13 protein-coding genes are annotated in these 12855 nt (G+C 58.6%); 5 read left to right on the forward strand and 8 right to left on the reverse strand.

Annotated elements, in window-relative coordinates; genetic code table 11:
• Window positions 1–61: 61 nt before the first annotated feature.
• From G518_RS0122470 to G518_RS0122500, 7 genes are all read right to left on the reverse strand, one after another.
• Window positions 62–1516, reverse strand: a complete 1455-nt coding sequence (locus G518_RS0122470) for a UbiD family decarboxylase (RefSeq protein ID WP_036595677.1) — start codon at window positions 1514–1516, stop codon at window positions 62–64.
• A 300-nt stretch (window positions 1517–1816) separates the two neighbouring features.
• On the reverse strand, window positions 1817–2809 hold the full coding sequence (locus G518_RS0122475) for a Bug family tripartite tricarboxylate transporter substrate binding protein (RefSeq protein WP_028604456.1): 993 nt from the start codon (window positions 2807–2809) through the stop codon (window positions 1817–1819).
• Between the two features lie 107 nt (window positions 2810–2916).
• Window positions 2917–3504, reverse strand: coding sequence for a UbiX family flavin prenyltransferase (locus G518_RS0122480; RefSeq protein ID WP_028604457.1), 588 nt, complete (start codon window positions 3502–3504; stop codon window positions 2917–2919).
• A gap of 84 nt (window positions 3505–3588) precedes the next feature.
• Window positions 3589–4527, reverse strand: coding sequence for a LysR substrate-binding domain-containing protein (locus G518_RS36440; RefSeq protein ID WP_051237283.1), 939 nt, complete (start codon window positions 4525–4527; stop codon window positions 3589–3591).
• 321 nt (window positions 4528–4848) lie between these two features.
• Window positions 4849–5241 (reverse strand): RidA family protein, encoded by a 393-nt coding sequence (locus tag G518_RS0122490; protein WP_028604458.1) that lies wholly within the window; start codon window positions 5239–5241, stop codon window positions 4849–4851.
• A gap of 39 nt (window positions 5242–5280) precedes the next feature.
• Window positions 5281–6060 (reverse strand): ABC transporter substrate-binding protein, encoded by a 780-nt coding sequence (locus tag G518_RS0122495; RefSeq protein ID WP_051237285.1) that lies wholly within the window; start codon window positions 6058–6060, stop codon window positions 5281–5283.
• Window positions 6057–7052, reverse strand: a complete 996-nt coding sequence (locus G518_RS0122500; RefSeq protein WP_028604460.1) for a Bug family tripartite tricarboxylate transporter substrate binding protein — start codon at window positions 7050–7052, stop codon at window positions 6057–6059. The genes G518_RS0122495 and G518_RS0122500 overlap by 4 nt, the downstream gene beginning before the upstream one ends.
• Window positions 7053–7357: 305 nt before the next feature.
• On the opposite strand from G518_RS0122500, the gene G518_RS0122510 reads away from it, so the two are divergent.
• From G518_RS0122510 to G518_RS39460, 5 genes are read left to right on the forward strand one after another with little or no spacing between them, the layout of a single operon-like run.
• Complete coding sequence (locus G518_RS0122510; protein ID WP_036595680.1) at window positions 7358–8182, forward strand: alpha/beta fold hydrolase; 825 nt, start codon at window positions 7358–7360, stop codon at window positions 8180–8182.
• Entirely contained in the window at window positions 8179–9048 is an 870-nt protein-coding gene (locus G518_RS0122515) for an FAD binding domain-containing protein (RefSeq protein WP_028604462.1), read from the forward strand. Before G518_RS0122510 ends, G518_RS0122515 begins: the two co-directional genes overlap by 4 nt.
• Window positions 9045–11360: a xanthine dehydrogenase family protein molybdopterin-binding subunit gene (locus G518_RS0122520; RefSeq protein WP_028604463.1), complete on the forward strand. Its 2316-nt coding sequence runs from the start codon at window positions 9045–9047 to the stop codon at window positions 11358–11360. Before G518_RS0122515 ends, G518_RS0122520 begins: the two co-directional genes overlap by 4 nt.
• The gene (locus G518_RS0122525) at window positions 11357–11845 is read left to right on the forward strand and encodes a (2Fe-2S)-binding protein (protein WP_028604464.1); all 489 of its coding nucleotides are present in this window, start codon (window positions 11357–11359) and stop codon (window positions 11843–11845) included. Before G518_RS0122520 ends, G518_RS0122525 begins: the two co-directional genes overlap by 4 nt.
• 14 nt (window positions 11846–11859) lie before the next feature.
• On the forward strand, window positions 11860–12528 hold the full coding sequence (locus tag G518_RS39460) for an SRPBCC family protein (protein WP_084652140.1): 669 nt from the start codon (window positions 11860–11862) through the stop codon (window positions 12526–12528).
• A 70-nt stretch (window positions 12529–12598) separates the two neighbouring features.
• Here G518_RS39460 and G518_RS39465 read toward each other — a convergent pair.
• On the reverse strand, window positions 12599–12855 hold a 257-nt coding region (locus G518_RS39465; RefSeq protein WP_028604465.1), incomplete at its 5' end, for a transposase.

Below are 12855 nucleotides of genomic sequence, written 5' to 3' on the forward strand. Positions count from 1 at the left end.
GCTGAGCGAGCCCCCTGGCAAGGCTACCCTAAGGACGGCCTTTACAGACTCGCGAACTAGCTCAAAGAATGTGCTTCCATTTCGCACGCACCTTATCCTGCAGTTCCTTGCTGGCTTCGGCCACTTCAGGAAATTCGTTGATGAAGTCGAATGGACGGCAAGCGTCAATGATGGCCTTCGAATTGAAGGGCGCCTTATAGGGAAGAGCGATAGACATGGGGTCGTTTTTGGAGCCCATGCCTCGTCTGGTGATGTCAATATCCATCTCGGGATCGGACCGCGTAGCGACCGCCCACATCACCTCCTGCATATTGGAGGGATCGATGTCCTCGTCCACAACCACCGAGTAACGCGACATATAGGCACCCACGCCGCACTGGCTAAGAATGTGCCCAGCCTGGCGAGCATGGCCGGCGTAGCGCTGCTTGATCGACACCACGTTGAACATGCGCGCGCCCCCAATTTCATGCGCCCACACCGCTTGCACATCAGGCACACCAGCGGCGATCAACGAATCCATCAGCAAGGCTGATCGCATCACCGCTTTGGAATACGAGTAGTCATTAGGCGGCTTGGCAGGCGGGCTGCCCATGATGATGGGGTTGTTGCGGAAATAGACACGCTCCACAGTGACGACCGGTGCAGTCGCAGGCTTTCCAGGGTAGTAGCCATGGAACTCGCCGAACGGACCTTCAATGCGCTCGTCCCCAGGGTAGGCCCAGCCTTCCAGAACAATCTCAGCGTGGCTGGGGATGGGCAGATCCGTCAATTGGCCGTGCACTACAGACACAGGCTGCTTCAGAATCGCACCGATGTAGTTGTACTCGCACATGCCAAAAGGCACTTCGATACCGGAGATCAGGTAACCAAGCGGGTCGCAGCCAATGACGATAGCGACGGGGAACGGCTTGCCCGCCTTCATGTATTTATCGTACTGGATGGCGCCGTGCTTGCCCGGAATCATGTCAAGGCCGACATGGTTTTTGTCATGGACCATCACACGATAGGTGCCCACGTTGACCCAGTCAGAATCCAGGTCCTTGGTCACGACCATACAGCCGGTACCAATGTACCTGCCACCATCTTTCTCATGCCACAACGGAGATGGAAACGCCAGCACATCGACGGACTCCTTCTCCTGAATGTTTTCAAAGACCGGCCCCGTAGCTACTGCGACCGGGGGATAGTCTGCCGCCAAGCCTTGCCATTGTTTGGGCTTGCCCCGCAGCGATTGCGTCAGACCGGCATTTGTGGTCTCAATCGGCAAGCGCAGGATCGAGGACAGACGCGCGGGGCTACTGGTGCTGCAGGTCATGACCCGGTGTCCCTTGGGGTAGCCCGGGATGTCGTCAAACAAGAGCGCGTTCGGCAAGTCTTTCTTGACATTCAGCTCACTGATAGCGCCGATTTCCAAGTCCCATTCGGCACCTGAAACCTCAGTCAGTTCACCCAACTTTTTGGTGTCTTCTATCCATGTCCGCAGATCCAGCGGATGACCAGTCAATGGTTTGCTCATACTTAACTCTCAGAAAAAATGGAAGTGTTTGGGGTGATACCAACTTGCTGTCAAGAATAAAAACCGGTTCACGCTGAGCTTGCCCTGTCCTGGCGTTCTACGGGTTCTATCAAACAGCAAATGTCATTTGAGCCAAAAACCACCGTTCGGGCTGAGCTTGTCGAAGCCTTGCGCAACGCTTTGACCCTTCGACAAGCACACGACAGGCCTAGCTCAGCGCGAACGGTGTTTAGCGATTGAACGCAATTCGGTCTGAGCCATCCCATGAAAGTGCGTTCAGAAGATTAGGGCGTGTTCGCACTAATCTTCAATTTTGAAATCCATGGCCTTGATCAGACGGCTCCACCGGCCCATCTCCTCCTGCATGTACTTTTCAGGATCGGCCACAACCAGCATCTCGGCACCTGCTTGCTGAACGTTTGCGGCAAACGCCGCATCGCCAGCGACTTTTCTCGTCACGCCCCGCAAGGTCTCCAGCACGGGCTTGGGTAAGTTTGCAGGAGCGAAGAGTGCATTGAACACCACGACTTTCATGTCAGGCATACCGCTTTCAACGGCTGTCGGAATATCAGGTGCAGACTTCAGGCGCGTTGGGCTGTTAACCGCCAGAATACGAATTCGACCAGAGCGGTGATGGCCCAGAACCGCTGAAGACATGATGGGCGTGGCCAACTGCAAATGGCCGGCAATCACATCTGCCATGGCCGGACCACCGCCTCTGTACGCTACATGCGTGATTTGCAGCTTTCCGTTGAGATATTTGAAAAGTTCGCCTGTCAGGTTGGTGATGGTGCCGGCACCGGCTGAGCCGTAAGACAGCTTGTCCGGCTGGCTGCGTGCCAAGGCAGCCAGCTCCTGAAGATTTTTAGCCGGCACGGAGGGGTGAACGAGCACACAGGTGGGGTTGGCACTAACCGGGCCGACCATCACGAAATCTTTCAGACCATCGTATTGCGGCTTGGCCGAAGCCAGCGGATTAACGATCTGCGTCGTGGTGGTTCCCAGCAGCAGGTTGTAGCCATCTGGCTTGGATCGCGCGACTTCACTGGCACCAATCACTCCGCCAGCCCCCGCCTTGTTGTCGATGATGAAGTTAAACCCGGAGAGAGGCGCGGCGGCCTTGGCCCAGTAACGGGCCATCACGTCGCCATCTCCGCCAGGCGCGAAGGGCACCACAATCCGGATGGCACGGTCAGGGTAGCTCGTTTGGGCGTTGGCCTGAAAGCCTAAGCCGGCGGCCGGAATGCTGGCTACGCCCATCACAAAATCACGTCGAGAGATGGTTCTCTTCATCTGTACTTTCTCCATGTCCGCTATCAACAGAAAATCAAGTCAAAGACTTCAATCCACATCCGGCGGAATGAAGATTTCGCTGGCGCGCGCAAAAGGCAGTGCGTTGCTCATGGCTTGCCCATGCCGTTCCACCGGCGCACCAAATCGGTGTCTATATCGAAAAGATCCAGACACCGACCCACGGTGTGATTGACCATGTCATCAATGGAGCGCGGCCTCACGTACATCGCAGGCACGGGGGGCATGATCACTGCGCCGTTTTCGCTGGCTTGAAGCATGGCTTTGAGATGACCGTGGTGCAGAGGGGTTTCACGCACCATCAGGACAAGCCGGCGGCGCTCTTTCAACACCACATCGGCCGCACGCGTCAGCAGGCCTGTGGTGTTGCCGTAAGCAATCTCGGAAAGTGAGCGAATGGAACATGGAGCCACAACCATGCCCATCGTCTTGTAGGACCCCGAAGAAATGGTGGCACCGACGTTCTTGGCGTGATGAACCTCGAAGGCCAGACTCTCGACCTCTTTCACCGACATATCGACCTCTGCGGCAATGGTCAACTTCGCGGAGTCGCTCATCACCAAGTGAGTCTGGATGTCCGATCCCTGAAGTACCTGCAAAAGGCGCACGCCAAAAATGGCACCTGAAGCACCACTAATGCCGACGATAAGGCGCCTGGGACTGGGACTGTTGGACATGGGGGTCACCGAAAAACTTCACTCGAAATGGTATAGACCGATTGTGAGCAAAGTAGGACGAATATGACCAACGAGTAATTTCGCTCAGTCCCATGAAAATGGCTCATGAAGCCCTGGGCCAGCCACGATGGGGGTGGTTGGCACAGTCTGTGCAAAGTGCGCCAACAACCAGCGTTTGAATTTCTGCACTTTGGGCAGTGCGGATCGTTCAGGCCTGCTCAGCACATGGTAGCCAGCGGGCGAACGGTAGCGGAACGTGAAAGGTTCAACGAGCCGCCCGCTTTCCAGATCCTTGCCCACCAGCATGGAACGCCCAATGCCGACGCCCAAGCCTTCAATGATGGCGTTCATGGCGAACGCCAATGTTCCGCAATGAACCTCGCTCGCAAAGGTGTCCACCTCGGAATTGGACTCACGCAACCATACGGTCCAATCGTCGGTGATGATGGGCGATGCAGTACGCACGATGGGATAGTGCCGCAGATCATCGGGAATACGCAGCGGGGGACCTGACGAAAACAGCGCTGGCGTGCACACCGGGAAGATATCTTCATCGGCGATCTTCTGTGCATCGAAATCCGGCCAGTCGTCTATTCCGTGCCAAATCGCGACATCGAAGTCGCATTGCTCCAGCCGGTCTGTTGGCGCCAGTGGCATCAGTCGCAGTTCGATGTTCGGGTTCATGGCCAGAAACTCCGGCAATGCAGGCGTCAGGCACTTCGCGGAGAACGCAAAGAGGCACGCAATCGTGAGCCGGTTGTCGTGCACCGAGGACACGCTCTCCGTGGCCGCTGCGATCTGGGCGATCGCCGGGCGCACGCACTCCAAATAGATCCGTCCCTCGTTCGTGAGCTTAGTCACGTTCTGCTTGCGGGTGAACAACTGAATGCCCAGCAGGCTCTCTAACTCCTTGATCCGGTGGCTGATCGCGGTCTGAGTGATGTTCAGTTCTGATGCACCCCGGGTGAAACTCTGGTGACGCGCAATCGCCTCCAGGGCGAGCAACGCGTTAAGCGGGGGCATGGGTCTTCGCATCGGGATTGTCGGTGGGCGCCTTTCAGACTGAATTGCGTTTAATCAATAAACACCGTTCAGGCTGAGGTTCTATGGTTTTGATCAACTATTAAAACCGTTCGGGCTGAACTTGTCGAAGCCTTGCGCAACGCTTCGACAACCTCAGCGCGAACGGATCTTTCCAGCAAATCCGTAAGATTCAGGCGCACTGGTTTTGGGGAATGTCTCTTTAAGTCGCATTGTCAGGCCGAGCAGCCTGAATGGTCACAAGGGATGACCCGACCTATTGCAAGTTTCGTCTGTTCTACGCCGCCCCAGGAGGGCGCCCGCTCAAAGAGCTGCAACCGCTTCGATCTCCAGGCTGCACCCGTAGTGCAGGGTTGGAACGGGCACCACTGCACGCGCAGGCCGCGTGGCCCCTATCCACTCAGCATAAATCGCGTTAAAGCCCGGCCATAAGCCTATGTCCGTGATGTAAACGCGAACCTGCACTATCTTTTCGATCGAGCTGCCTCCCCCGTGTACCGCGCGGGCCACATTGGCCAGAACCTGGCGGGCTTGGACCTCGAAGGGCGCATCGCTCAAGACTTTGCCATCTGGCGCCACAGGGAGTTGCCCCGAAACAAACAGCAGTCCGCCCGCGCTCGCCACGTGGCTATAGTGCCCGCCCGGGGGAGCCATGCCCTCGGGGGTCGTCATGGTCCAAAATGGTGCAGATTCCATCAATGTCTCCAGATTCCGTGCGTTGTCGTTCATACCTTCTCAGGCGACTGGAGGCGCTACCCGCGCGCCCACAATGCCGTTGCGTTTGAGGGATCGTGCCACGAACCCGTCTGCCTTCATGTCTTCAACAAACTCGTGCACCACCGCAACGACAGCGTCGCTTCGCCCAGCGGGAACACCAATCGCCTGCTGAATGGTCATGAAGTCCCCCGGCAGCATTCGGAGGCCTGGAAAACGCAAACCATCCGCCTCTAACTGCTGGCGAACACCAGCGGCCACATCGGCATTGGTACGCAGGAATTCGTCAACGACCGTCGGGGAAGTTGGAGCGCGCTCGACGCTGGCATGTTTGAGTTCCCGCGTCAGAAAAAGGTCGTACGCACTGCCTGCCCCCACCACCACGCGCAGGCCCGCTTGATCCACGTCATCAATGGATCTCAGCGGAGACGCTTCTCGAACCATATATGCGCCCTGAATCAGTACGTAGGGTGGCGCAAAGCGCAATTGAGCGGCACGTGCAGGGTCCAGAGCAAAAAAGCCCACGTCCGCCTCCCCTTTCGCAATGGCGTCCACTGACTTCCCCGCGCTGTCAAACACCACCGTCTCCAGCGCCACACCCAATCGGCCCGCCAGCGCACGCGCGAGATCCACGGACACACCGCGAGGCTCTCCGTGAATGTCAGCCCGACTCGCCAACACCGGATTTCCCAGATTGATCGATACACGCAATGCCCCGGTGGGAGCAATCTCTTTGACGAGATCGGGGTTCAATTCAGCTCTGCCTTCATCGGTTGGAACACAGACGACTCTGCCATTCATTCCAATTTGATGTTGACCTTCTTGGCCACATCGCGGTAGCGGGCGACGTCTTTGCGAATACGGTCTGCAAACTCTGCGGACGGCATGCCCCCCACTTCTGCGCCGGCATCCGCGAAACGCTTCTTGACATCAGGATCTTGCAGCGTCTTGGCAACTTCCGCGTGAAGCTTGGCCATGACATCAGAAGGCACGCCCTTGGGAGCGAACAACCCAACCCAGTTCGACGCATCAACGTTCTTGACTCCAGCCTCATTGGCGGTCATCCAGGCGTTGTTGTAGGGAGTACGGCGTGCCGTAGTGAGACCCAGCACCTTGACCCGGCCCGACTGCACATGCGGCATCACAGCCGGCACCGCCACCACGCCCAGGGGAACCTCCCCAGAAGCGACGGCAGCCACCGCGGGTGCGCCACCTTTGTAGGGCACATGAAGCAACTTGGCTCCGGCTTCCAGGGAAAACCACTCACCAGCGAGATGATTCACACTGCCATTTCCGGGCGAAGAAAATGCCAGCTTGCCTGGGTCCTTCTTTTCAGCGGCCACCAGTTCCTGGATAGTGTTGTAGGGCTCTTTGGCGTTAGCCACCAGCAGCATGGGGGTATCACTGATCATGGTGATCGGCGCGAAGTCCCGGTCCAGGTCATAGGGAACGGAAGGAAAGATCGCGGGGTTAACTGCGAATTCACCAGTGTGAGCCGTCAGCAGCGTGTAGCCATCTGCAGGCGCCTTGGCGACGTAAGACACGGCGATGAAACCATTGCCGCCTGGCTTGTTGTCCACAATGAAGTTCCACCCCAAACGCTCAGTCATCTTCTGCGTGAGAATGCGCGCCGTCACATCGACCACACCTCCGGGCGCGAATGGCACCACCACTCGGATCGGGCGGCTCGGAAACGCTTGGGCAAAAGCCGCACTACTCAGAAGTAGCTGTGAAGCCACCAAGGCTCCCAGCATAAGGGTATTGCGGCGCTTTGAGATCCATCGAGTGGTCATTTAGTCTCCTGCAGAGTGCGTGTTTATTCCAAAATCCCCGTAATGGTCGAGAACACAGCGCTTGCGGTCAAACGAAAAAATTTGGTGACCGGCATCAATCGAGTTCATGCCTTGGCGCAAATGATCAGATCGGGCGACCAGCAACCCTCAACAAACGAACGTAAATCTGGTCCAACGCATCGCCCTTAGCGCCCGCCGCTCACATCACGCATCACGCATCACGCATCACGCATGAGTGATTTTGATCACCCACCTGAAAATTACTCGTTGGACCAGAAGGGAGGTCGCTGCGAATAATCCCGTCCATGAAGCTTACCGGACCCAACACTCAGACGCTGACCTCAAGTGACGGCGTTCCCATTCATTACCGTGTGCATGGGTCCAGCGCGGATCTACCCGTAGTGGCGCTCATCCACTCCCTCGCCATGGATCACCGATTCTGGGATCCGGTGGCGAAGCTGCTGGAAGGCCAGGCCTGCGTGGTTGCCATCGACGCACGGGGGCACGGAAAGTCTGGCCGTGGCACCGCCCCACTCACAGCGGCGCGTATGGCTGACGATCTGCTCGATGTGCTGGATGACTTGCAGGTTCCTCAAGCCGTTGTCGGTGGCGCATCTATGGGAGGGTGCCTGGCTCTGCAGTTTGCGGGCACACACCCAGAGCGCTGCTCCGGCCTGGCGCTGATTGACACCACCGCCTGGTACGGACCCACAGCACCCAAAGATTGGGAAGATCGGGCGATGAAGGCCAAGTCTCAAGGCCTGTCTGCGTTGGTCGATTTCCAGAAGACCCGCTGGTTCAGCGAAGCGTTTTCTCTGCGCGAACCAAGCGTGGTGGACGACAGCATAGCCATCTTCCTGGCCAACGATATCGACGCCTATGTGGCAACCTGCCGCATGATGGGCGCGTTTGATGGTCGCGGATTCCTCGCCAATATCCACATGCCCACGCGCATCCTGGTCGGTGATGAAGACTATGCCGCACCAGTCGCCATGGCGCAGGTACTGCATGAGGGCATCACAGGCTCCCGGCTTGACATCATCCCTGGCGCCCGCCACCTCACGCCGCTGGAAGTGCCACATATCGTGGCCGACACCTTGCGGGCCCTGTGCCAGGAGAATCAGCAATGACCCCATTTGAGTACCTGTTGCCGTACTCGCTTGACGAAGCGCTCAGCTTGCTGGACCCGGAAGACCCCGGCATTCGACCGGTCAGTGGCGGGACAGCCATCATGCTCATGATGAAGGCCGGCGTACTCACACCGACCCGCCTGGTCAGCCTGCACAAGATTGGCGAGCAACATTCGGCTATTCAAACCAATGCCGCAGGCGAGCTCTTGATTGGCGGCATGGCCAGGTTGGCCGACATTGAGCGCCACCCCACGGTGCGTGAAAAATGCCCTTTGCTAAGCCAGGCGCTTCGTGGCGTGGCAAACCCACGCGTTCGCGCAGTCGCCACCATCGGCGGCAATTTGAGCCACGCTGATCCTCACCTGGACATGCCACCCGTGCTCTCCGCGCTGAGCGCTCGGGTAGTGATCACTGGCCCCAATGGGGTTCGCACCGTGAATGCAGAAGACTTCTGCACCGGCTACTACGAAACTGTGGTGAAACGCGACGAGCTTGTCACCCAGATCATCGTGCCGGCGCAAGCTGGACCTGGCGCTTATCTGAAGCTCACCACGCGCGCTGCGCATGACTGGCCCGCACTAGGCATCGCATTGGTGCTGAAAGTGGTCGACGGCAAGGTGCAGAGTTCCAACATTTTTACGGGCGCAGCTACCGACCGCCCGACACGGTTGCTTCAAGCCCAGTCTGTGCTCGAGCAGCAGGGCCTGGCTGAGCCAGCCTTGCGCGCAGCCGGCGAAGCCGCAGTAGCTGAAACGACCTTGATGGAAGACGCCCACGGCTCCGTCGCCTACAAAAGCCAGTTGCTCAGAATCGCCCTACCCCGGGCTGTAGACAACGCCCTTCGCCACAGCCGGAGCCATGCATGAGCACAGTTACCACCCCTGAACGCCAGGTTGGTCGCGCCGTTGATCGCCTGGAGTCCCGCTCCAAGGTCACAGGCGCTGCAGACTACACCCACAACGTCACCCTGCCCCGCATGCTGCACGCCAAGGTCGTCCGCAGCACGCAGGCGCACGCGCGCATCCTGTCCATCGATACAGAGGCAGCCCGCGCAGTAGCCGGCGTGTTCAAGGTCATCACCGCCCGCGAAGTCATCGAAGTGATTCCAGATCCACACTACGGACCTGCTTTTCACGACCAACCCATCCTGGCTATTGAAAAGGTGCGCCACATTGGTGAACCTGTAGCTGTAGTGCTGGCCGAAGACGTGCACGTGGCGGAGATGGCCGCAGGCCTGGTGAACGTGGAGTACGAAACACTGCCCGCCGTGTTCGACGAAGTCCATGCGGCGCACCACACCGACGTTCTGGTGCACGACGTACTCCGCCCCGCAGGCACCTTTCCCGATCTCAAGCACCTGGCCGGCCGCAAGGGAACCAACGTGGCCCTGGACTACCGCCTGCGGCACGGCGACGTCGACAAAGCATTTGCCGAAGCGGCGCATGTGTTTGACCACACTTTCCGCACGCAGCAGGTCATGCACACGCCCATGGAGCCGATGATTTCGATCGCCGAGCTGCAAGACCACGGCATCATCATTCACACGGCGTCTCAAAGCCCTTCATTCGTACGCCTGGAAATCGCCCGACTGTTAGGCTGGCCTGAGAACCGCGTGCAGGTGAAAACGCGCCTACTTGGCGGCGGTTTCGGCGCCAAGTTGTATATCAAGATCGAGGCGCTTGCCGTAGCTCTGGCGCTCATCGCTCGCCGCCCCGTGCGTGTAGCCCTCACGATGGAAGAACAGTTCTACACCATCACCAAGCACGCCACTACGTTCCGCATTCGCAGTGCGGTGGACCAAAGCGGTCACATCACAGGGCGCCACTGCGAGGTGTACTGGAATGGCGGTGCCTACGCAGACATCGGGCCACGAGTCACGCAGAAATCCGGCTTTACGGCCGGTGGCCCCTACGACATCGCCAACCTCAGCATCGATTCTTATCAGGTCTACACCAACCTGCCCCCCGCCGGCGCCTTTCGGGGCTTCGGCATCACGCAGGTGGTGTGGGGTTACGAGTGCCAGGCGGACTTGATCGCACGTCACCTCGGCATGGACCCACTTGAGTTCCGCCGTCTCAACCTGCTGGAAAACGGCCGCCCCCATGCCACAGGTACCGTGATGAAAGATGCGGCCCTGCGCATGGTGCTGGACCGCGTGGCCGAGCGCATCGAATGGGACAAGCCCTTCGAGCGAGGCCTGGCTACGGTGCGGCGCGGGCGCGGCGTAGGGCTGGGGTTTAAAGCTCTCGTGGCACCCACCACTTCCGTCGCTACGATCACGCTTGCGGGCGATGGCAGCTGCACCTTGCTCATCAGCACAGTAGATATGGGACAGGGCTCGGACACGGCCATGGCCATCGTCGCCGCGGACGTGCTGGGCATTACAGCCGAAAGCATTCGGGTCGTGCATGCGGACACAGACGTCACGCCATACGACATGGCCACACTGGGCTCACGCTCCACCTTCTCCATGGGCAACGCCGTCAAACTGGCAGCAGAGAATCTACTAGTGCGGCTACGCAGCCTCGGCGAGGAAGTAGGCATGCCTTACGAAAGCATGGGGATGGCGGCCTATTTGCTGAAGAAAAAATTCGGCATGCAGGCTGGCACTCTGGTGGGCACCGGGAGCTTCATACCCTCCTACACCTCACCCGATGCCGATGGCCGCTCGCCAGACATCACACCCAACTGGATGATTGGCGGCACCGGCGTGGAACTGGAAGTCGACACCGAGACCGGTCACTTTCGCATCCTGCGCATGGAAAACGTGGTTGACTGCGGTACCCCGCTGAACCCCAAGGTCGTGGAAACACAGATCTCCGGCGCGGCCATCATGCAGCTCGGAATGGTTCATCTGGAAAAAATGGAGTTTGACAGCGAGGGACAACTGCGCAATGCCTCGTTCTCAGAGTACAAGATTCCCGGCATCCTCGATATTCCGGAGCACTTTGGATGCGATGCCGTGGAGTCCAGGCAGGCCAGCGGCCCCTATGGTGCGAAGGGCATAGGGGAAAGCGGTTGCTTCGGTGTGGCCTCTGCAGTGGCTGAGGCCATCCACGATGCCGTGGGCGTACGCATAACCTCCCTACCCATCACGCCGGAGGCCGTGTTCCGAGCACTAGCCGAACAAGCCGGTCAGCCTTTGGCCGCCAATCCCACCGAGAGAACACAGCCGTGAGCACGACAAGCACACTCATTCAATTTCGCCTCAACGGCGAGCCCGTCTCTAGGCAAATCGAGTCTTACAGCACTCTCGTAGAGGTGGTTCGCGGGTGCGGGCTGAATGGCGCACGCGAAAGCTGCGGCCAGGGGCTCTGCGGTTGCTGCACGGTGGTGGTTGACGGCAAGGCCGTGACAGGCTGCCTGCACCCCGCCATGCACGTGGATGGCTGCGATGTCGCCACCATAGAAAGCCTGGAACAAGACGGCCAACTCGATCCCGTGCAGCAAGCATTCATTGATGCAGGCGCGTTTCAGTGCGGCTTTTGCACGCCCGGCTTCATCCTCATGTCCAGGCAATTGCTGGAGCAAAACCCCAATCCCACAGACCACGAGATCCGGCACTACCTGGCCGGCAATCTGTGCCGCTGCGGGGCCTATCCAGAAATCGTCAAGGCCGTGAAGCTGGCTGGCGAGCGAATCCGCGCGGCCAGCCGCCCCTAAGAAAGAAAAATATCATGGAAATCCAAGGCGAACGACTCCTTGCCGTGCCACGTGCAGATGTATGGCGCGCACTTAACGATCCAGCCGTACTCCAGCGGTGTGTGCCCGGCTGTGATGCCTTCGAAGCAGATGGCGAAGATAAGTACCGTGTCGCGATGCAGGCGACTGTCGGCCCCGTACGCGCTCGTTTCACCGGCAAACTACTGATCAGCGATGTCGTGCCGCTCACCTCTTACGCATTGAACTTTGAAGGATCGGGCGGTGTCGCCGGGTTCGGCAAGGGCACAGCCAACGTGTTCCTGGAAGATGCGGAGGAAGGGACCCGCTTGCGCTACAACGCACAAGCACAAGTCGGCGGACGTTTGGCTCAGGTAGGTGCCCGCTTGATCGACGGCGTGACGAAGCGAATGGCTGATGATTTTTTTACGCGGTTCACTAACGAACTTACTGCTCCAACGGTTGGGGAATCAGCACAAACAGGAAGCGTCAGCGAAAAAAAATCAAGGACCACTCCAACCACCGCTGTACAAGCCACCTCCATCACTCACGGGGACAGGCCAGAACAACAAGCAGCCTCTTCGCCTCAGAGCAACCATATCGCGGTGCTCGCTGCAGCGGTATCAGCAACAGCAGCGGCCGTCGCGGTCCTCGCGGCGCTGTTCGTCATACGATTCACCGCTTAGAAACCAGCCCGTATTGAGGCTTTCGTAACGCATGACGGAACCCATTCGGGTTGAGGTTCTATGGTTTTCGTCAAGTTTTTACAGCAACGATGGAGGCGTCGAAGTTGCTTTTTTGCTTGAACAGTGAGAATGCCACGCGCAGGAGTTTTCGGGCGAGCACGATCAGGGCAGCGGTTGTGCTCAACCCTTTCTCGCGCTGAGCATGATAGAACCCATTCCAGGTCTTGGTGCGAGCTGCCGACATCGCAGCAGCGTACAGAAGGCGTCGGATCTCCGGCCAGCCTCTCTTGGACAGACGCCGTTGGCCCGTTTTATTGCCTGAGTCGT

This window comes from Ottowia thiooxydans DSM 14619, assembly GCF_000422885.1.
Taxonomy (GTDB): Bacteria; Pseudomonadota; Gammaproteobacteria; order Burkholderiales; family Burkholderiaceae_C; genus Ottowia; species Ottowia thiooxydans.